This window comes from Bacillota bacterium, from assembly GCA_040757085.1.
In the GTDB taxonomy this organism is placed as follows: domain Bacteria; phylum Bacillota; class Sulfobacillia; order JACIYH01; family JACIYH01; genus JACIYH01.
Genome location: JBFLXJ010000032.1, coordinates 22857 through 42849, shown reverse-complemented (window position 1 = coordinate 42849; position 19993 = coordinate 22857). Strand labels below are relative to the sequence as shown.

The 19993-nt window shown below is 62.5% G+C and carries 17 protein-coding genes and 3 pseudogenes; 6 read left to right on the top strand and 14 right to left on the bottom strand.

Features of this window, described 5'->3' with window-relative positions; translation table 11 throughout:
• Window positions 1-51 precede the first annotated feature (51 nt).
• The 6 genes and pseudogenes from AB1446_12435 (at window position 52) to AB1446_12410 (ending at window position 5233) form a co-directional block, all read left to right on the top strand.
• Window positions 52-1065 carry an ABC transporter permease gene (locus tag AB1446_12435; GenBank protein MEW6547698.1) on the top strand — a complete coding sequence of 338 codons (1014 nt, stop codon included), beginning with the start codon at window positions 52-54 and terminating at the stop codon, window positions 1063-1065.
• A gap of 18 nt (window positions 1066-1083) precedes the next feature.
• The gene (gene nikC, locus AB1446_12430) at window positions 1084-1911 is read left to right on the top strand and encodes a nickel transporter permease (GenBank protein ID MEW6547697.1); all 828 of its coding nucleotides are present in this window, start codon (window positions 1084-1086) and stop codon (window positions 1909-1911) included.
• A gap of 341 nt (window positions 1912-2252) precedes the next feature.
• Window positions 2253-3281, top strand: coding sequence for a transposase (locus AB1446_12425; protein MEW6547696.1), 1029 nt, complete (start codon window positions 2253-2255; stop codon window positions 3279-3281).
• Between the two features lie 102 nt (window positions 3282-3383).
• Window positions 3384-3518 (top strand): annotated as a pseudogene (locus AB1446_12420) (ABC transporter permease).
• Between the two features lie 45 nt (window positions 3519-3563).
• On the top strand, window positions 3564-4520 hold the full coding sequence (locus AB1446_12415) for an LD-carboxypeptidase (protein ID MEW6547695.1): 957 nt from the start codon (window positions 3564-3566) through the stop codon (window positions 4518-4520).
• Window positions 4517-5233, top strand: a complete 717-nt coding sequence (locus AB1446_12410) for an aspartate/glutamate racemase family protein (protein MEW6547694.1) — start codon at window positions 4517-4519, stop codon at window positions 5231-5233. Before AB1446_12415 ends, AB1446_12410 begins: the two co-directional genes overlap by 4 nt.
• Window positions 5234-5286: 53 nt before the next feature.
• Here AB1446_12410 and AB1446_12405 read toward each other — a convergent pair whose 3' ends face one another.
• The 14 genes and pseudogenes from AB1446_12405 to AB1446_12340 all read right to left on the bottom strand — a co-directional run bounded on the left by AB1446_12405 (window position 5287) and on the right by AB1446_12340 (window position 19645).
• Entirely contained in the window at window positions 5287-5742 is a 456-nt protein-coding gene (locus AB1446_12405) for a hypothetical protein (protein ID MEW6547693.1), read from the bottom strand.
• 841 nt (window positions 5743-6583) lie between these two features.
• Window positions 6584-7847 (bottom strand): annotated as a pseudogene (locus AB1446_12400) (aldehyde ferredoxin oxidoreductase C-terminal domain-containing protein).
• The gene (locus AB1446_12395) at window positions 7840-8547 is read right to left on the bottom strand and encodes a GntR family transcriptional regulator (GenBank protein ID MEW6547692.1); all 708 of its coding nucleotides are present in this window, start codon (window positions 8545-8547) and stop codon (window positions 7840-7842) included. The pseudogene AB1446_12400 and the gene AB1446_12395 overlap by 8 nt, the downstream one beginning before the upstream one ends.
• Window positions 8548-9158: 611 nt before the next feature.
• A pseudogene (locus AB1446_12390) lies at window positions 9159-10413 on the bottom strand (IS110 family transposase).
• 295 nt (window positions 10414-10708) lie between these two features.
• Complete coding sequence (locus tag AB1446_12385) at window positions 10709-11566, bottom strand: hypothetical protein (protein MEW6547691.1); 858 nt, start codon at window positions 11564-11566, stop codon at window positions 10709-10711.
• 18 nt (window positions 11567-11584) lie between these two features.
• Window positions 11585-12550 carry a tripartite tricarboxylate transporter substrate binding protein gene (locus AB1446_12380; protein MEW6547690.1) on the bottom strand — a complete coding sequence of 322 codons (966 nt, stop codon included), beginning with the start codon at window positions 12548-12550 and terminating at the stop codon, window positions 11585-11587.
• A gap of 12 nt (window positions 12551-12562) precedes the next feature.
• Window positions 12563-14071 carry a tripartite tricarboxylate transporter permease gene (locus AB1446_12375; protein MEW6547689.1) on the bottom strand — a complete coding sequence of 503 codons (1509 nt, stop codon included), beginning with the start codon at window positions 14069-14071 and terminating at the stop codon, window positions 12563-12565.
• A 14-nt stretch (window positions 14072-14085) separates the two neighbouring features.
• Window positions 14086-14562 (bottom strand): tripartite tricarboxylate transporter TctB family protein, encoded by a 477-nt coding sequence (locus tag AB1446_12370; protein ID MEW6547688.1) that lies wholly within the window; start codon window positions 14560-14562, stop codon window positions 14086-14088.
• Between the two features lie 51 nt (window positions 14563-14613).
• Window positions 14614-16482, bottom strand: coding sequence for an aldehyde ferredoxin oxidoreductase family protein (locus AB1446_12365; protein ID MEW6547687.1), 1869 nt, complete (start codon window positions 16480-16482; stop codon window positions 14614-14616).
• Window positions 16483-16519: 37 nt separating this feature from the next.
• Window positions 16520-16780: a MoaD/ThiS family protein gene (locus AB1446_12360; GenBank protein MEW6547686.1), complete on the bottom strand. Its 261-nt coding sequence runs from the start codon at window positions 16778-16780 to the stop codon at window positions 16520-16522.
• A gap of 57 nt (window positions 16781-16837) precedes the next feature.
• Window positions 16838-17308, bottom strand: coding sequence for a 4Fe-4S dicluster domain-containing protein (locus AB1446_12355; protein ID MEW6547685.1), 471 nt, complete (start codon window positions 17306-17308; stop codon window positions 16838-16840).
• A 14-nt stretch (window positions 17309-17322) separates the two neighbouring features.
• Entirely contained in the window at window positions 17323-18219 is an 897-nt protein-coding gene (locus AB1446_12350) for an NAD(P)-dependent oxidoreductase (GenBank protein ID MEW6547684.1), read from the bottom strand.
• 26 nt (window positions 18220-18245) lie between these two features.
• Entirely contained in the window at window positions 18246-18893 is a 648-nt protein-coding gene (locus AB1446_12345) for a hypothetical protein (GenBank protein ID MEW6547683.1), read from the bottom strand.
• Entirely contained in the window at window positions 18890-19645 is a 756-nt protein-coding gene (locus tag AB1446_12340) for a 4Fe-4S binding protein (GenBank protein MEW6547682.1), read from the bottom strand. Before AB1446_12340 ends, AB1446_12345 begins: the two co-directional genes overlap by 4 nt.
• Window positions 19646-19993 lie beyond the last annotated feature (348 nt).

Here is a 19993-nt window from a genome sequence, read left to right as displayed (position 1 = left end):
TGTGCGTCGACTACGGGATGGCGTCCCCCATGAGGAGGCGGGTTCGGGGACATGGGACTCCAGGCGGTTATCGTAAGGCGGCTGGCACTGCTAGTGCTGGTCCTTTTCGGCATAACTCTGGTGACCTTCGTACTCACCAACGTGGTCCCCGTAGATCCCATCGTGGCCAAACTCGGCGAAAAGGCGAAGCCCGAAGTGGTCGAGAAAATGCGGAAGGAGTGGGGGTTGGACAAACCCCTCCCCGTCCAGTACGTGCGATATGTGAGCGGGTTGCTGCGGGGAGACCTAGGGGTGTCTATCCGCACGCGCCGTCCGGTGGCCGACGATCTGCGCGACTACTTCCCCGCCACCATGGAGCTGGCCACGGTGGCCATAATCATCTCAGTGGCCCTCGGCATACCGGTGGGGGTAATCGCCGCTGTAAGAAAGGACAGCTTTCTTGACCATGTGACGCGCGTATTTGCCCTGGGAGGAGCATCCATGCCCATTTTCTGGATGGCCCTGCTGCTTCTGCTGTTGCTGTACTACAGGCTGGGCTGGCTCCCCGGAACCGGTCGCCTGGACATTCTGCTGGCCGAGCCACCCAAGGTGACCGGTCTTCTGTTCGTTGATTCCCTGCTGGCTCGCGACTGGGCCGCGCTGGCCAGCGCGGCCCAGCATATCCTGTTGCCGGCCTTCTGCCTGGGATACTTCTCCACCGCGGTGATCACCCGCATGACCCGTTCCAGCATGCTTGAGGTGATCCGCCAGGACTACATCCGGACGGCGCGCTCCAAGGGGCTGGCGGAACGTGTGGTGATTTACAAACATGCCCTCAAAAATGCCCTGATTCCGACCACCACGGTGATCGGTCTGGCGTACGGAAGTCTGCTGTCAGGCGCCGTGCTCACGGAGACCATATTCGGGTGGCCCGGGATGGGGCGGTATGCCACCAACTCGGTCCTCAACGTGGACATTCCAGCCGTACTCGGGGTAACGCTGGTGTCGGCGGTGGTGTACGCGCTTGCGAACCTAGCCGTCGATATCGTATACATTTTCCTCGACCCCCGCATCCGCTACCACTGAAGCCGTGGTGATGGACTGATGTCCCTGATGAAGAGGCTAGTACGCAGTCCGCTGTCCGCGGTAGGGCTGGGCATTGTGGCGGTGTTTGTGCTCGTGGGACTGCTGGCGCCGGCGCTGGCTCCGTACGATCCCCTGGCCCAGGACCTGCCCAACCGACTCGCCCCCATGAGCCGTGAGCACCCCTTTGGTACCGACACCCTGGGACGTGACATCCTCAGTCGCCTCATCGTGGGGACCAGGATCTCCTTCACGATAGGTGTGGTGGTCACCGGCATATCGGCTACTGCGGGGACGCTCATCGGGTTGGTGTCGGGCTATGCCGGTGGCTGGGTGGACGAAGCATTCATGCGCCTCGCCGACATCTTCCTGGCCTTTCCCTCCCTCATCCTGGCCATGGCCATCGCCGCCGTGCTCGGTCCCAGCCTGACGAACACGATGATAGCGATTGCCGTCGTTGAGTGGCCAGTTTATGCGCGCCTGGTACGCGGTCAGGTGCTTTCCATGCGGGAGAAGGAGTTCGTCGAGGCCGCCCGCGCTTTGGGCGTCGGCCATTACGTCCTTCTGCTGCGCCACGTCCTGCCCAATTGCCTGGCACCTGTCCTGGTGCGCATGACCATGGACATGGGAGGCGTCATCCTCACTGCGGCAGGGCTCAGTTTCATCGGTTTCGGCGCGCAGCCACCTACCCCGGAATGGGGCGTCATGATCAGCGAGGGGCGCGATTATATCATGAGCCACTGGTGGATATCGACCTGGCCGGGACTGGCCATCTTCACCGTTGTCATGGGATTCAACTTGCTGGGTGATGGGCTGCGCGACCTGCTCGATCCCCGCCTGAAGGAGTAGCCCACGCTCGGCTTCCCGTCCCTACCCCCGCAAGGTCCGACGACATGGCGGGGATCCTCGCCGAGTGCTGGGCCCGAGCGGAGGCGGAGGCGGCCGCTGCCAGGTCGCCTCCAGAGACATCGTGAGCGCGGCCACCGCGTCTTCCTGCCCAACCAGTCCCAGGCCGGCAGCCTCCGCAGCCTGCTGAAGCGGCACACGAAGACAGGCCGCCTCGACGCCCTCACGCTGGCCAAGCTGCCCCTGGTGGGCCCGCAGGCCGTGCACCCGGCTCCCCTGCCGGAAGATCCCCGGTGGGAGGCGCTGCGCTGGGGAGTCAAGAGAACTACAGGCTGTAACCCGGGCTGGACAAGAAGGGGTACGTCAGGAGCCTCCGCGGGGTGGGGCGCACCCTGGCCCCAGTCTTTCTGGCCGTGGCGCCGGTCGTGGCTCGCATGACCTCCAAAAAGCAACTGCGCAAGTTCTCCGGCTACGTGCCGCGGGTGGACAACAGCGGGCTCAAGGAGGGCAAAGGGCAGAGCATGACCAAGGCGGGCCCGGCGCAGTTCAAGCGGGGGCTGTTCTTCGCCTCTGATCTCGGCAGAAAGTGCGACCCACAGTTCGCCAGGGTGTACTGGCGGGCCATGGTGGAAAATGGCTTTCCGCACACCAAGGCGCTGTGCGAAGCGACGGTGCACATCGTGGACAGGCCTTTCCGCGTCATCAAGGACAACCGACTGTGCGAACTCCGCGACGCAGAGGGCAACCCCATCTCGGCGCGCGAAGACCGGGAGATAGTCAGGACCAAGTACACCGTGTCCGAAGAAGTACGCGCACGACTGCGCCGACGCAAGAAACACGAGGGCGGGTCATCGGACGAAACGGACGATGCCGCACGGCACCTCCCAACGATGCTTGCCCCCTCTCGCCCCCGCGGTAGCACGGAGGCCCCCCGAGGTCAACGGGCAACGGGCGTGCCGAGCGGGGGGCAGCCATCCTGGCCGAACACCTGGGGCCAGAGTTCCTCGCGCGCCAACCTTGCCGCCCGACAGCCAGATTCCCTCGCCCTCAGCATGCCGCCCCGCCGGGGTGGCTTCCCCCTCCGGAACGCAGAGGCCACCGCCGCCCAAAGCTCCGCCACAGTGACGGCGCCCTCTGAACACACCACCCCTGATCGGCAAACCCCTTTCCTGGAGGCCGGCCGCATTCCTCCGCAACCCTACCCTGCTGACGCCTCCGGACCGCCGGCGGCCCCAGCCGCAACGCTCGGCGGGATACCCGAGAATGGGCAGGGGGAGGGGGTGCACTTGCCCCTTAACCCCGGTTCGGCCCAAGCGCGCCTCCAGCCCCGGGGACCGGCAATAGGCGCCGCCGAGCAGCCCCGCGCCACATGACCACCGGGCATTCCTCGCTGCCTCACGGGAGCCGGCGGTAATTCCAGCCCGGACCTCCTTAACCTCATCATCGGGCTGGGGGGACCCATGCTGGGCCGAGGCCGGGACTACCTCTGGGCTGCCCCGTGGTTGACCACCTTCCCAGGCTTGTGCATCCTACTGACCATCCTGGGGCTCAACCTCCTGGGGGACGGCCTGCACGACGTGCTCGACCCGCGCATGCGCGGTTCAAGGTGATGAAGATGACGAACCAGGTGATCCGCGTGAAAGGTGGGAACGAACATGGCACTTAAGGGAAAGATGTTGCGCCCCGGGGACACGATAGCGCTGGTGTCCCCAGCCTCCCCGGTGCATCCCGATGCTCACGTCTCCATGGAAATGCTGGAGTTGGCGAGAAACCGGCTCCACGACATGGGTTTTCGCACCGTGCTCTCCCCCAACGCGCTCAAACTGCGCGGATACCTGGCGGGGGAAGACACGGAACGGGCCGTCGACCTCATGTGGGCCTTCCGGAACCCCGACGTCGACGCCATCGTGTGCATTCAGGGCGGGTACGGGTCGCCCCGGACCCTGCCGCTCCTGGACTACGGGACGATAGCACGCCACCCGAAGGTGTTCGTGGGATACAGCGACATCACCGCCATCCACTGCGCCCTGGCCAGGTTGACGGGGCTGATCACTTTCCATGGACCCATGGCTGGCTACGACATGAGCAAGGAGTTCGTCTACACCAGGGAATGGTTCGAGCGGGCGGTGACCCGGCCCGAACCGCTGGGGGAACTGAGAAACCCGCCCCAAGGACCGCCCCTGCAGACCATCTGCCCCGGCCGCGTCACCGCTCCCATCATCGGGGGCAACCTCTCCCTACTCGTTACTACGCTGGGTACTCCCTACGAGGTAGACACGACGGGGAAGATCCTGCTTTTGGAGGACGTCGGTGAAGTGCCGTACCGCTTCGACCGCATGCTCACCCACCTGAAACTGGCGGGAAAACTGGATGCGGCAGCGGGATTCATTATCGCCGAATGCGTGGACTGCGTCCCCGGCAACACCAAGCGCCCCATGCTCACCCTGCGGGAAATCATCGGCGACCTCATCGAACCGCTGGGCAAACCCGCCATCTATGGCCTGGCGGCTGGTCACGGCGAGCGGCGGCTGACCATCCCGCTGGGGGTGCGGACGACCCTTGATGCGAGCAACTGCTGCGTTATCGTGGAGGAAAGCGGGGTGGAACCATGAGAATCCTCCTTGCCACCCCCGTAGTCGGGGCTAACCTGCCCGGCTGGCAAGAGTACGCGGCCGGCCTCGGCCTTCCTGCATCCGTAACGGTGGAATGCTGGGGCCCCGCCGAGGGACCGCGGGCGATCGAAACCCTCTACGACGAGGCCAAGGCCACCCATTACCTGGTCAGAGGAGCGCTCGCCCGCTGCCGTCGCGGACCAGCTGTGCACGCAGTAGTGATCAACTGCTTCGCTGACCCCGGCCTCCATCCCCTGCGGGAATTGCTCGACCTCCCCGTAGTGGGGGCGGGCGAAGCAGCCTGGCTCCTCGCCTGTTCGCTGGGCTGGCGCATCGGACACATCTCCATCCTCAACAACTCGGTTCCCCACGCGTACATGCGGGTTGCACAGATGGGCATCGCTCACCGCCTTGCCGCCAGCATACCGGTCCCCATGGGCGTACTGGAATTAGAGGCCGCACCGGAGCGCACGGTGGCGGCCATCGTGGCGTGTGCCCGGGAGGCGATTGACCATCACGCTGCCGACGTCATAGTACTGGGGTGTACAGGCATGTACCCGTACGTCAATGCAGTGCGTAAACAGGTGGCTGCCCCGGTCGTGGAGCCGACAGAGGCAGCCCTGTGGCTCGCGGTAACGCAGGCTCATATCGGTTTCCGGTACTGCCGCAGGTGGCTGTACATGCCGGCCCATCCCCTGGACGAGCCGCAGTAGGGTGTTTCCTTTTCAGGTCAGGGGGCAATCTACCGGCCTGCATCGGCGCGATCTCACTCCGGCCGTAGCCCGCTCGACTCAAGTTGCCAGCGGCTGAAGAACTCTTCCAAGGACAGGGTGCCCTCCCGCCAAGCGACCGGATCCTCTGCCTGCTCCGTAATACGCACAACTCCCGGCTCCACGCCGGAGACCACTAGTATCGCCTTGGCGTATCCAGACAGCCCCGGTGACGAAAGCAACCTGATCATCCACCGCCTGCGGAACCGATCCACCCGCATTGGGGAACCCTCTTGAACGCCCGGGTCCGGCGCTAGCAACCTGGGAGTTTCGCATTTCAAAACCGAAACCTTTCGCGCGCCGTCGACCGTACAGCGATGAGCAACGAGCACAACAGCAGTGACGGGGACTGTTCGCCCGCGTTCCTCGAGGGCAAGGCCACCGGCCCGCATGACCAGGCAGTTGCTCACCAGCAGGATGGCCACTGGCAGTAAGGCCAGCCCCTCACCCACTTGCGCATCGTCCTCCCCCCTGCCACGCCCCGGGACCCATTCAACTTGTGGTTCTCGCAGGACCCAGATCAATGGGGAGGCAAGGCCACAGGACAATAACGACTGTGTCACACACCCTCTCGGGGACCCGGGCAAGCTCCCTCTATCGGCCCAACCCCGACCGGGGCAAGTCGGCATCGGTTGAGTTCACTGCCAGCAAGAACTCCGCGAGGCACATCACAGGGAGGGGAGACCTTGCGTACCCCGTACTGTAGCTTCAGGCAGCCTGGACAGGCAGTCAATAGCAACCGGCCAATGGTCCGCTCGGTTGCCTCCAATGGCCAAAAACCCGCTAATTATCCCCGGTGCCAAAGATCACCATGAGGAGCCAAGCCCGGTCAAGCAGAACCGCTACCGGCGGGGGGGTGCGGTCGTGACGGCGCGGTCGGTAGGCCAACACCCCGGAGAGCCTGACGGTCGTCGAGCTCCCCGTGCAAGGCGGATAACTGCTCCGCTCAAGGTGCAGGAACGCCGGATAATCACTTATTAGTGGTTATCCGCCTACCTTGAGGAGGCACGCGGGTAGGCCGGAACCGCGCCGACCATCACGATCGTGCACACCGAGAGCGGTGACGAGGCCAGGCGACGGTGTAACAGGTGATAGCCCAAGCAGATCCGAGCGACGAGATCATGAATGCAGCCACGGGACCCACCTTAGACCAGAGCACCCCGCCAAGCATCACACCAATTAGGCTTCCGGTCTCTACGGCTGCCGAAAAGTAGCCTGCTGCTACTCCAGCCCCACCCAACAGCCGTACTGCGAAAGCGGGCGCGTTTGAACCCAGGCAATTCCCCGCCGCGCTCAAAAATCCTGCGAGGTAAACGAAAGGGAGACTTGGGGCAAAAGGGGGCAAAAGGATAGACCAGCCGGGACAAACCCGATATAGCCAACCACCGTGACTGAGTAGGCGCCGACTCTGTCTGCCAGAATCCGCTCAAGCGGGTATGCACCCTGCTTGAGGAAAACGACGTCGTGCGCCGCCACCATGTGATCGGCCCCATGAGCGGCCAGCGCATAACCGAGCCGCACGCTCACCTTCCCCCGCGGATCGTGCATGCCCGCCTCCAGCCCTTTTACCTCTACGACCAGCGACGGTGCCGCCCCTCCGGTTTTCTCCGCCAACCGCCCGCCCCCTCGGCGACAGCAGCCCCAAACCCCTCCCGGCGGGCGATGAGCGGCATCAACTTCCGAGCCGGCACGCGGCCAAACCGGAGCTCGAACCCGCCCGTATCGCGCGCTGTGATCAACCCTGCTCGAAGCATTCGGTAGCCAGGGCCAAGGTCACTCCTGTAGCAATGGTATCCAGACCCAGGCCATTACAGAGTCGGTTGATCTCGACGATGGAGCCCAGGTTGCTGCTTCCCAGATTGGATCCGAAAGCGGTCTCGTACTCAGGCCCTCCCACCCCGGCACCACCCAGCCGCACCGTCCGCTTACACCTCACCGGGCAGGCATAGCATCCGCACCGCCCCACGACGAACTGCTTCTCGTACGTCTCCCCAGTTAGGGCCTCCCAACCCACGAAGCTACCCGCCGAAAAATCACGGGTCGGTAGCACTCCGGTGGCATTCAAGCCACCTAACGCCCCATCGGTGCCCAGATCATGCAGGGTTCGGGTCAGGGGGTTGTCCCGGTAATGGTCGCGAAACCATCTGGCTATCTCGAACACGCCATCCCTGCCAGCCATGTCGACTCTTGCGGTGCCCCGCACAGCCACTGCCTTTAAGAGCTTGGAAGCCATGACGGCTCCCAAGCCACACCTGCCATTGGCGTTCCGGCCTTCATGCATCACACATGCATATCGCACGCCGTTTTCTCCCGCCGGACCAATGCTGGCTACCCTCACACGCTGATCACCAAGTTCCTGGCGGAAGGCCTGCTCTGTCGCAGAGGCGGTGAGACCCCAGAGGTGTGAAGCGTCCCGAAACTGGACAGCTCCGTCCACCACCAGCAAATATACCGGAGCATCCGCCCGACCCGTCACCACTGCTCCTGGGTCGCGCCACACAAGTATCCGCCCCAGGAGACGCCTCCAGCCCAGGCCCTGCCCCTCGGGTTCAGGCATCTGCCACAGGCTTGATCCCGCGCGTTCGCATCCGCGCGACCAGCACCTCGCCAGCGGTCACAACGTGCCGGCGAACCAGTTCGGCCGCCTGCTCAGTATCCCTCTTCGCAAGTGCCTGGTAAATTGCGAGGTGTTCTTCGAAAGCCTTCTGCATCCTGCCAGGTGCCCAAAGAGAGCTTTCCCGCACGCGGTCGATCTGCTCGTACACCGACCTCAGCACCGCGATGATGTGTCGGCTGCCGCTGAGTTCAACCAGCCGCCAGTGGAATTCTTTGTTCTTGGCAGCCACCGCCTCCCGGTTGTCGCGGCTGGTGTGCAGCTCCATCTCGTCAACGATCCACTTCAGCCGGTTTAAGGCGTCATCGGTAAGGTTTGGAAGGGCTAGCGTCACGGCCAGCCCCTCCAGCACGCTACGCATGAGGTACAGGTCCCGCACGTCTTTCTCAGAGAAGTCAGTGACGACCATCCCCCGGCCCTGGACGCGCTTGACCCAGCCCTCGGTTTCCAGGCGCTGCAGCGCTTCCCTAATGGGAGTCCTGCTCACCTGCACGGCGGCCGCTATTTGACTCTCGGTCAGCTCGTCTCCAGGCGCCAACAGGCCCTCGATAACCCCTAACCGGAGGGCATCGTAGATTTTCATCCGCAACGGGGCCTGCGAGTCGTCCTTGTCCAGCCGTGCCTTCAACCACTCCAAATCCAAGGTAATTCCCCTCCCCTCACCCACCGTACGCACCCAACTGGCTGGCAGCGCCGGCAGACCTATCACGGGACAGCACCCTTCCAGAACCCAAGATGAACTCACCCACTATCTGGTTCCTCCTGCGCCTACCTCAGACCATGGCCGCACGCCGCTCTGGAGCCCCCTCCTGCAGCCACCTTTCCCACTGGGCCGACAGCGCATCCGAAAATCGAGCCACCCCGTCACCACCTCCACGACCTGATCCACCGACTTTGCACTGCCACCGATCACACAGGAACCCCTGGCCACCACCTGCCAACTCTCCAACAAAGTAGCAGCGCCGTTCCACCGCAGCTCACGGCCAAGGGGAGCACACTGCCCGCGCCACGTCGCGAGCTTTCCGTCCACTCTCCTGTAGCCCTGCTTGTAGCCTTAGGCGGCTCCCCGCCACGCTTGCCTCCGACCCACCCTATCATGCCTCGCTGGGTCCCGGCAGCCCTACATTCCTTCGTCCTGTCTCCTTGAGGCGGGCGGGGGTGCAGCTACTCTCAAACGGGGTCGCACAGTTCCCTGGCGCCCTAATGGGGGAGGCTGAGATCCCCCGCCCAAGACTTGTTCGGGGGCTTCGTGCTTCAGGCGGCCGCCTGCACGACCTCCTGTTGGCACCGACTCATCATCTTGCCCGGACAGTACCTCTGCCCGGCCTTCACCAGCGCGAACATGATCCCCGCAGGATCCTGGTGGCCACCACAAGCAGCGCCTGCTTGCCCTTGAGGGGATTGCGCTGGCGCATGGTCAGAGATGCATAGAGGGCCTGAAAATCACGGTTCTTGGCTATGGCCACCACGGCCGCCAGGTACAGAACGTGCCGCAGCGCCGGACGACCACGCTTAGAAATCATGCTCTGGCCCTTATTCTGGCCCGAGCTCTGCTCAACCAGGTTGTACCCGGACAGCTTCCTCAACTGCTTCCAGTTCTCGAACCTGCGGAAGTCCCCCGCCTCGCCCAGCACCGTAGCCGCCACCACAGAACCAACCCCGCGTATGCTCATGGGCCGCTTCGCCTCGGGTAATCTGTCGAGCAGTCCCACCATCCGGGCCTCTACACCCTCCACCTGCTGCCGGTAAAACTCCACCTCGTCCAGGCAGGACGAGAGCTTCTTCCTCGCACCCTCAATGCCCACCTTCGCAGCCTCCATCAACCTCCTCACCCGCTTCATCCCCACCCGGTTCCCCGCCGCCACCTTGAGGCATGTGGCCAGGCCCTCGGGATCGCACTGCAGCACATCCTGAGGAAAGGGACAGTGCCGCAGCACCCACATGAAGGCCTTCCCCAGCAAGTCCTTGAACACCCTGTCGTACTCCGGGAAGTACTCGTCCAAAGCCTGTTCGCCGCCGAATTGAGCCACCGCTTGAGGTGAGACCGCCGGCCTACCAGCACCCTCAGATCGGCGTACACCCCTTCGGGGAAGTACGAGCGCAGGAACCGGCCCTGCTGCACCAAACTGGCCACCACCAGGGCATCCTTGCGGTCGCTCTTCATGTGGCTGTTGTCGTCCAGTTCCTTGCTCTGCTTCACGTGATAAGGGTTGACGAGCACCACCCGCACACCCTGGGAGTGGAAGTGGTGGGCGAGCGGCTTCCAGTAGTGCCCGGAGGGCTCTAGCCCGACTACCACCTTGTCCAGACCCAGCCCGTGCAAAGCCTCAGCGACCACCGGGTCTAGACGAGAGAAGCCCACTCTGCTATTCTCGAACCGCACGGGCTTCACCAGTTCACCGCCCCGCGGATCTATCACCCTGGCCCAGTGCGAGTACTTCGCCACGTCCACCCCTACTATCACCGCCGCCTCCGACACCTCCGCCAAGCTGATTGGCCTTGCATCCACCGCTTTCTTCGCCTCCTGGTTCCTTGTTGTTTGGTTTGGCACCCCAGTCTTACCAGGAGGCTTCTTTATGCGTCAACCTCCCTCAAGAACCCTACAGGAATGCTCTCAACTGCCTGCGATGCTGCCCCCCTGAAACCCGCTTCTCCTGCCCGGGTTCAGGGGGGCTCGCCTCTAAACTCTATAGTCGATGCCGAGCTTACGCTATTCTATAGTGCTCCCTCGGCTAGCCTTGGCTCTTTCGCGCCCGCACTCGACAGCTTAGTGGTGCACATATATCACCAGCCACACGCCCCCTCTATTGACAACCGACTTGCGCCTGGTGACCGCGGCCCACCGGGCAGACGTGGACACATCGACCGCAGAAGTAAATGCCTCCGAACATTCCCTGGCGGCGCTTTTGGTACCGATCACGCTTGTCCCACGCGTCCAGATAAGCTTCGGGGGTTTTTTCCTCCGGAATGGGGATTTCCGTAAGTGCGCCACCGCGTCGGGTTAAGCCGTGCTCACACCAGCGGCAAAGGTACTTGCGCTCGCCATCCAAACGCGACATCTCGAACGCTCTCCCGGCGATGGTGACCTGTATCCCGTCCTGCCGATCGAACACCTGCATAGGGCACTCCTCAACACACTTAAGGCACCTTTGTTTCAAGCACAACGGTGGGCCGCTATACATAGGATCAGCTTCGAGGGGAGCGCTGGTAATCGTGGTGGTCAGCCGGACCCGCGGACCAAAACGCGGGGACAGGAACAGGTTGTTCCACCCAAACTCCCCGAGCCCGGCCGCCACCGCCGCATGACGATTCGAAAGCCCCTCGGTCATGAAGGTTTTCATATCGTAATAGGGGTCCAGGGAGGAAAGGGGCAAGGCATGATAACCCCTGTCCTCGAGGAACTGGGCCAGGTGGTATTCCATGAACGACAAGTGGAAATTGAGCCAACCGTGGCCGTACACCTGGTAGGACTTCATCAGCTTCTTCCAAGCGTCCACGCTGGCCAACGGTATGCGCAAGCCAATCACCACTACCGACCGCGCGCCCGGGAGTATCTCCTCAGGTCGCCTCGGTGCACCCTCAAACCGCTCGACAGGAGCAACTCCAACAAGATCCGCGCCCAGGGATTTCAAGTACTGCTTCATCTCTTGGGTCAGAGACATGCACTGCACCCCCTTGATCTATTTCAGCAAGCCCAGCTTCTGCAGCGTTTCCTTTAGCAGTGCGTCGTCTTTCCTGACCTGCGCCACGAAGTCATCCGTGGAGCGGTACACAATGGGGATGCCCGCTGTTTTCATAGAAGAGACAAAGCTTGAATCTGCCATGGCAGACTTGATGGCATCGTGAAGCTTCTTAACTCTCTCTGCCGGCGTTCCGGCCTTGCAGAACACCCCTCGCCACACGCGGTAAGTGAGGTCGATACCCGCCTCCTTCAACGTGGGCACGTTTGGTACGATGTCGTACCTCGACTCGCTCATGAGTGCGAGGATCTTTAGCTTGCCCGCGTCGACCAACCCCTTGACTTCGGATGGGCTCACCGCACAAGCCTCTATCTCTTTCCCTGCCGTGGCCAGTGCAGCCTGGGCACCACTCTCGTACGGAATGTGCTTCACGTCAATGCCTGCCTTGTCGGCGAACAGGGCGGCGGCGATATGCCAAAGGGCCCCCGTTCCCGCATTTCCAATACGGACTTTGCCGGGATTAGCCTTCGCATAGGTGACGAACTCATTGATGTTGTTGTAAGGCGCATCAGCGGGCACAGTTATCGCGGAAGTATCTTCGGCAACCCCAATGATGGGTTGGTAATCACTCATCTTAATACCGGCCTGCCCAGTATACTGCGTCAGGATTATCGACTGAGACAGCAACAAAATATTGTACCCATCCGCCGGCTCACTTGCCAACTTCTTCGCTGCCACAGCACCACCCGCACCTGGCAGGTTCACAGGCACAACGTCCACTCCCAGAGCCTGTTTCATGCCTGGAATTAAGGCACGAGTGATCATGTCATTCGCACCGCCGGGACCAAATCCGATCAGGAAAGTGATGTTCTTGCTGGGGAACCGCTCCTGTGGCTTCGTGCACCCAACCAACAATGCGCCACACACCACGATTACCACGAGACCGACCACCAACGTCTTTCGCATCGTACGCACCTCCTAGGCATGATTTTGCGATGCTTTCCCGACACCCTCGCCGCTTTTGCTGCGGTCACTCCGCTGCCGCAGGCTGGAGACCCACGGCGAAAGGAAGGAGACCACCGCTATTAGCAACAGGGCGAGGGATATGGGCCGCGTCACAAAGACCACGTACGACCCATTAACCATTAGCGCGCGCACGAAATTGGTTTCAGCGATGTTGCCCAACACAAACCCCAGAACCAAACACGCTGACGGAAACCCGTACTTCTGCATAACGTACCCGAGAACGCCGAAGGCAAGTGCGACCCACATATCGTACACACTATAATTAGCCGCGTAAGCACCAATCAGGCTTAAGGCGATGATCGTAGGGACCATATACGCGTTAGGCAATAGCACAATGCGTGCGAGGTACCGCGCACAGAGCAGGCCGATGATGAAAAAGGCAAACTGCGCCATCAGGATGCCTGCAAAAACAACATAGGGAAACTTGCCCTGGAAGAAGTCGGGCCCCGGCCGCAACCCATGCAAGATAAGGGCCGCCATAAAGATGGCTGTGGTTGGAGACCCCGGGATACCAAGAGTAACTGTGGGGATCAAGTCACCGATAACACACGCGCTCTTAGCCGTCTCCGGTGCCAATACCCCAGCCGGATTCCCGCGGCCAAAGCTCTCCGGATCCCGCGAAACCCTCTTCTCGATAAGGTAGGCCACGACGTTAGCGCTCGAAAGACCCAAAGCTGGCAAGATCCCCATGACCACGCCGACCAGAGCCCCTCGGATGACAGTAGCCCAATGTCTCACCGTCTCGCGCACGGCAGCAAGGGCACCACCCGAGACTCTCTCCACCTTCGCTATAGTGCCGCCCTCTTCCGCCAGCACGAGCGCTTGGCTGATTGCGAACAACCCCAACACAGCAGGAACCATCGGTATGCCGCTTTCCAAATAGGGGCTTCCGAGGGTGAACCTGAACCCCCCGGTAAAAAGATCCTGGCCGACCGTGGACAACAAAAGCCCCAAGAACCCCATCAGCAACCCTTTGGCCATGTTTCCAGAACCTGCTACAGCCAACAGAGACAGGGCCACAAGGGCCACCATAAAATACTCCGCCGAGTGCATCTTAAGGGCCAAACGCACCAGCGGACCGGAAATCACCACCAAAGCAATCCAACCCGCCAACCCCCCAAACAAGGAACCCAGGGCTGACATCGCAAGTGCCACCGCCCCACGGCCTTGCTGGGTCATCGGGTAGCCGTCCCAACAAGCAGCCACCGTGGCTGCGCTGCCGGGGACCCTGACCAGAATGGATGCGATCGAATCTCCGTAAGCCGTAGCAGCGTGGATGGCAGACAACAGGATGATGGCAGATTCCGGCGGCATGCCCACGGTGAACGGAAGCGCCAAGGAGACACCGAACAACGGGCCCAATCCCGGAAGGGCCCCGACAATTAATCCAACCAGCGTTCCGGCTAGAAGACAGAGCAAGTTATAAGCAGATAGCGCACAGATAAACCCCTCCAGCCACATGCGTGCACTCCTCCTCACCGACTCCCGCCAAGTATCAAGCGCGCAAGGTGGCCTTCGGGCAACGGAATACTCATTGCATACCCGAATGCCCAGAACAGTGCCGTAACCACAACAGCATAGGCCAACCGCATCCTAACCTTGCGCTCGCCCAAAACCCCAGGCAGAAGGAACGCAAATAACCCGATAGCGGGGAGAAACCCAAACACATACGCAACCAAAAGGCAACCGGCCATACACAACGACACCACGTACCAAGCCACGCCCTCCGCAGCCCGGTCGCTAGGCTCAGTCGCGCCGGTGGGACGTGCTAGCTTTACACCCAGCAGTACAGCAGACAGCACACAACCTGCGGTAGCAAACAACAGCGGAAAGCGACGCGACACCGGCTCGAAGGTCAGGGACTCTCTAATGAACGCGCCTTGCAGAACACAGAGCGCAATGAGAAAGGCCACCTCTCCCAGATGCTCTGCTGCCCTATAGCGTCCCAGCACCGACCTGCTTCTCCCGCGGAGACCGCTCACGTGCGCTCACCTGCCTCGAGATTAGCGAACACCGAGGGCATCAGCCACCCACGAAAGACCTAGTGCCTCCAGCTTGTCTCGTGTCGGTGCGCCGGTGGTCGGATCCCACCCCCTCAATTGGTAGTACTCCTCCAGCATCCCGGCAAGCTCTTCCTCAGACGAAACCATCCCTTGGGAGGAACCATCCGGGATCGGCTCCTCCAGGAAGCGCCGGGGCAGAGTGTCATCGGCCCGAGTCTTTCCTTCCCGTACGTTGAACGCCCGTTCCAGATTCCAGATGCGCTCCGCAACCGTGAACAGATCCTGGCGGGACAGCGCCATCCCGGTGACCGCGTTGATGAGGTCCGCGTGGAGCTGCTGCACGCCCACCCGCCCGATGAGACCTTCAAACATCGCGCAATAGATGTACGAGTCTCGCAGGGCCGTGGTGGCGGTGATGTCTATATTCAGCTGCGCCTTCCCCGTGGTCGAACGACGGTCGAACTGGCCGGCCCGCTCGGGCAGGTGCCGCATGTCCTGGTGGCTGCCCCCCCGGTTGCTGGTCGCGTAGCCTAGAGTCAGACCCTTGTACCCCCTCACGCTGTGCCCGGCAAGCTCCAGGCCCTTCACATGGATAGCAAACCGGTCTGCCCCACGCCCAACCGCTTCGGCTGCCCTCTTGACCCCCTCGGCCAGGAGCCCGCCGATCCCGTCGCGGTAGGCAATGCGTTGCACGAGTTCGATGATCGCGCTGCGGTTACCGAAGCGGAGTTCCAGCCCCTGGGTGTCGGACTCGGTCAGCAGGCCCCGCTCGTAGCATTCCATGGCGAAGGCAATGCAGACTCCGGCAGAAATAGTGTCCAGACCCAGCCGGTTGCACAGGTCGCCAGCCGCCAGGATCGCAGCCGGATCGCCGTTACCGCACAATGAACCCAGAGCGTACACCGTCTCGTACTGAGGCCCTACTGCCTCTAGCCCCTGGTACCGGCCCTGCTTGACCCGGCCGAAATGCAGGCAGCGGATGGGGCAGGCAAAGCAGGCCAGGTTCCGCTCCCACACCTGGCTCCGGAATGCCTCGCCGTTGATCTTGTCGGCTTCCTCGAAGACCTCCGTCTGCCAGTTGCGGGTGCCGAGTATACCGCTGGCCTGGTTGCTGTTGACGGCCGATACGGTACCGTACCGCGGCATACCATCCCACAGGCTGGGGTCCTTCCTGATGGCCTGGTAAATCTCGTCTGCCAACCGCTTCACCGCCGCCGGATCGGCCACCCTGACTGCACCCGAGACCCCCCGCAAGGCGACGGCCTTCAGGTTCTTGGAGCCCCAAACCGCACCCAGGCCACCCCGGCCGGCAGCGTGGAACCCTTCCGCCATCACACAGGCGTAGCGCACCAGGTTCTCACCCGCAGGCCCTATGGCCGCCACCCGGATCATGGGGTCACCGTGATCTTCCCAGATCTGGCGGCAGGTCTCGTAGGTGTCCTTGCCCCACAGGTGGCGGGCATCCAGCAAACTAGGCTTGCCGTCGTCGATCCAAAGGTACACGGGGTGCGGAGCCCTGCCTTCCAGCACCACGGCATCGAAGCCGCAGAACTTCAGCTCGGCGCCGAGGAAGCCCCCTGCATAGCTATCCATGAAGCCGTCGGTCAGGGGAGACTTGAAGACGAAACCGAACTTCGTACCGATGGGGAGAGGTGTGCCGTTGAGCGGCCCCGTGACCAGGTATACCCTGCTCTCCGGCGAAAGGGGATCGATCCGCGGCGGGGTCTCCGCAAGAAGCAGGCTGGCTCCCAGGCCGTTCCCCCCGATCAGCTCTTTGGGCCAACGCTCGTCGAGTTCTTGGACGCGGAAAGTGCCGTTGCTGAGATCCACCCGGAGAATCTTCCCGCAATATCCGCCGTAACGGGGCATGATCTGACTCCTCCTCGTGAGCTCGTCCGCAATCACCTTAGCCCCCGACGCCGGGGAAGAAAAAGAGCACATCGCTGCCTTCCCGGAGCACAGTCTCGGGCCGACGCGAGGCGGGAACCTCCACGCCGTCCACGGCCACCGCGAAAGAGGGCGAGCTGCTGCCCCCCACCCTCTCGAGCAGCACCTGCAGGCCTGGCAGCTCAGAACACAGACGCGCTATGAGGTCGGCTACTGAGCTGCCGGCCCCGACCTCGACCTCCATCTCGGACCGGCCGGCTGCATCGCGGAACTCTGACAAGAATCTGCACCTCACCCCGAAACCTTTCACATGAAATCACTCCGTAACCCCGACGGGTCAACTGCCTCGTTTGACCACCCGGAGCCTCCGCTCCCGCGCACGCACGGGAGCGCTACCCGTCGCCGAAGAGAGGGCCCCGGCCGCGCAGTACTTGACGCAGGCGGGGTCTCCGCCGCAGAGATCGCACTTAATGGGCCAGGGCTTGTCCGGATGCATGGCAATGGCGCCGTAAGGGCAGGCATCCTCGCAGGCCCCACAGCCCACGCAGAGGTCGTGGTCCACCCCGACGTAGCGGACGGACTCTTCTGCCACCACCTTGATGGCCCCTACCGGACAGACCTTTTCGCACGCCGGAACCGCGCACTGCCGGCACACCACCACCCGCCGCGGACCCCACAGGTCGGTGTTGAGCACCCATACCCGCGCCAGCGCCGGTCCGACACCGCCCTCGTGGGCAAAGGAACACACGGCTTCACACAATCGGCAGCCGGTGCACGCGCGCTCGTCGACTTCAATCCTCACCACCATCGGTGCCCACCTCTCTACTGTTTCTGTTCGACCAGAAGGAGGGAAAGGGCGGAAACGTCCTTGCCTCCCAGCCCCGCTCGCTGGGCGGCCTGCAGCAACCTGTGCACCTCGGCTCCAAGTGGCAGCGGCGCCTCTAGCTCCCGTGCCGCAGCCATGATCAAATCAGCATCCTTGGCGGCCAGAGCCACGCTGAAGCCCGGCTCAAAACTGCCAGGCATGAGGAAGTTCTTGAGGCGGGTGGCAAAGGCATAGCTGGCACCCGAGCACTCAGGAATCACTTCCCACAGGGTACCGTCGTCCACGCCGGCCTTGCGGGCAAGATTGACGGCCTCGCAAACCGCGGCCACGCCGCTGAGAAACAGGAGCTGGTTGATGAGCTTCATCATGCTGCCCGATCCGGAACGACCAACGTAAAAGATCTTCTTGCCCAAAATCTCGAGCCAGGGCTTGGCCGCCTCGAACACCTCCCTCTCCCCGCCCGCCATGATAGTGAGGGTTCCCTGCTCGGCGGCCCTCACCCCGCCGCTCACGGGGGCATCCAGGTACCTTACCCCCCGCTCGTGGCAGGCCTGCGCCATCTCGCGCGAGGTGGACGGGGAAACGCTGCTGGTGTCTATCACCAGGTGTCCGGCCCGGGCCCCGGCCAGGATACCGTCCGGCCCCCGCACGACCTCCACCACCGCAGCCGGAGTCGGGAGGGACAGGACAGTCACCCCGGTACGGGAGGCGACGTCCGCCGGGCTTCTGCCGGCTTCCGCTCCAGCGCCAACAATGGGGTTCAGCCGCTCAGTCACGATATCGTACGCGACGATTGTCTGGCTGGCCCGCAAGAGGTTCAGACACATGGGCCCCCCCATCTGCCCCAATCCGATGAAGCCAACACGCATCTCGCGGCATTCCCTATTGCTCATCCGGCACCACCTTCAGGCCCACCAGGTCAGCAGCGGTGCTGGGAGCATTGGCAGACCCTGGTCAGCAGCTGTTCTGCCCTGTCCACATTGAAAATGCCGCAGACGCACGGCCTCGCCAATTCCCGGGCCCCCTCCCGGGGCGAAAGCTGGCCCGAACTGACCCGGTCCATGACTGAACTTACGAAGCGGGGACCCAGCATCCCGTGACCGCACATGGTTACGATCTCCAACACTTCGGACTCTGGCAGGAGATCCGTTCTGCCGTGGAACCCCAGCGAAAGGTTCACCGAGTGTGGCCTTACACCCAGCTCCGCGCACATCCTCCTCACATTCGCCACGAGTCCGCTCACAGTTACGGAGAGCCCGTAGTCGCGCGCACGCACGAATTCCACCAACCGCTTGACCTTGTCCAGGTCAGAAAAGCAGCAACGAACCCTGGGTACCACCGCCCGGTCGAGCCCGTGCTTAATGTCCTCGACTCCATACCCCGCGTAGATGGACCCCGTCTCGTACCCGCCGATGTTCGTCGGCCCCAGTTGCGCGATAAAGTCCAGAATCTCCTTCAGCTTCGCAGCCGACCCTTCGTGGTTAATCCCCGCCGCCGGGGTAATGAGCACCACGTAGTCACGCTCCAAGCTGGCCTCACTGCCGATCCGATGCAAGGAATGCGTCATCGCCCACTCACCTCTGATGCAACCAGTTCAACCAATGCCGAGGCTGCCGGGCGGCCCAGGCCCAGATTTACCTTGGCATTGGGTCGGGGACGGTACCCCATCTCCACCAAACTGTCCCACACCGGAAGCTCACCGCGCTCGTCGAAGCACGCTATGACGTCCAATGCGAATACGGTATCCAGGCGGCCTGACACATCGCGCAACACGCCGAGCACTTCGGCGAGGCGCCCTTCCTCGACGGTGAACTCTATAATGAGGGAGGTCACCCGTTCGCCGCGGTACTCTTCCTTGATGCGTCCAGTCTCCTGCGACTCAAGCAGATACGTCATTGGGTTGTTGCGCTCGTACCTGATCCCGAGCGGCGCCAGGGCAGTCGTGATCTTCTCCACCTCAGCGAGCATGGTCCCCAGGCACGGCCGTCCCACCTCGATGCCGATGCCTACCCATCCAGGCCTAACCCTCCCGGTAACGTCGTTGGTCTTGACTTCTTCCGTGCCCCTGCCCGGGATGCCGGTCTCGGCGTGCGTCGCGGCGGGGTCGCTAAAGAAGGCTCTTATTGCCCGGGGCGTTCCGCCCAGGGAGGACTCTAATATCGCATCAACGGGGCAGCATTGCACCCGTCGACACGTCCCGCATTCCACACACAGAACAGGATCAATTGTAGCCACTGCCTCCACCAGCGAAATCGCTCCGGACGGACAATAATCGACACACTGACCGCAACCGATGCACCTATCCGATGCTATGTCCATGCTGCGACCCCCTTGTTACGTGTCGACAACGTATACACTGAATGCCTGTGGTCTCGGTGTACGCTATACGACGTCACACCCGCATATTCCTGCTTAGCACCACTCATCACGGCGCCACGGCACCTGGGCATGCGCGCTGGTCCGGCACTATGTCAAGAGCATTTCTCGCTATCCCTACCACCGATTGGCATACCCCTGACGCCTCACGGACGGAAAGCTTACGCCGCAGCGCTACCGATTAGGGAAGCGGTGCTCACTTCCATGCCGCACATCATGGAACTCAGCTTCCGCTCCCCCCAGCGTAGGTTATAATGGACCTGGTTCAGGACTTCGGCGGCAGGCCCCGCT

What these genes read in the sequence shown, in the direction of transcription:
- AB1446_12435 (MEW6547698.1), top strand. Translation starts at nt 52, where the DNA reads ATGGGACTCCAGGCGGTTATCGTAAGGCGGCTGGCACTGCTAGTGCTG.
- nikC (MEW6547697.1), top strand. Translation starts at nt 1,084, where the DNA reads ATGTCCCTGATGAAGAGGCTAGTACGCAGTCCGCTGTCCGCGGTAGGG.
- AB1446_12415 (MEW6547695.1), top strand. Translation starts at nt 3,564, where the DNA reads ATGGCACTTAAGGGAAAGATGTTGCGCCCCGGGGACACGATAGCGCTG.
- AB1446_12410 (MEW6547694.1), top strand. Translation starts at nt 4,517, where the DNA reads ATGAGAATCCTCCTTGCCACCCCCGTAGTCGGGGCTAACCTGCCCGGC.
- AB1446_12385 (MEW6547691.1), bottom strand. Translation starts at nt 11,566, where the DNA reads ATGTCTCTGACCCAAGAGATGAAGCAGTACTTGAAATCCCTGGGCGCG.
- AB1446_12380 (MEW6547690.1), bottom strand. Translation starts at nt 12,550, where the DNA reads ATGCGAAAGACGTTGGTGGTCGGTCTCGTGGTAATCGTGGTGTGTGGC.
- AB1446_12375 (MEW6547689.1), bottom strand. Translation starts at nt 14,071, where the DNA reads ATGTGGCTGGAGGGGTTTATCTGTGCGCTATCTGCTTATAACTTGCTC.
- AB1446_12365 (MEW6547687.1), bottom strand. Translation starts at nt 16,482, where the DNA reads ATGCCCCGTTACGGCGGATATTGCGGGAAGATTCTCCGGGTGGATCTC.
- AB1446_12355 (MEW6547685.1), bottom strand. Translation starts at nt 17,308, where the DNA reads ATGGTGGTGAGGATTGAAGTCGACGAGCGCGCGTGCACCGGCTGCCGA.
- AB1446_12350 (MEW6547684.1), bottom strand. Translation starts at nt 18,219, where the DNA reads ATGAGCAATAGGGAATGCCGCGAGATGCGTGTTGGCTTCATCGGATTG.
- AB1446_12345 (MEW6547683.1), bottom strand. Translation starts at nt 18,893, where the DNA reads ATGACGCATTCCTTGCATCGGATCGGCAGTGAGGCCAGCTTGGAGCGT.
- AB1446_12340 (MEW6547682.1), bottom strand. Translation starts at nt 19,645, where the DNA reads ATGGACATAGCATCGGATAGGTGCATCGGTTGCGGTCAGTGTGTCGAT.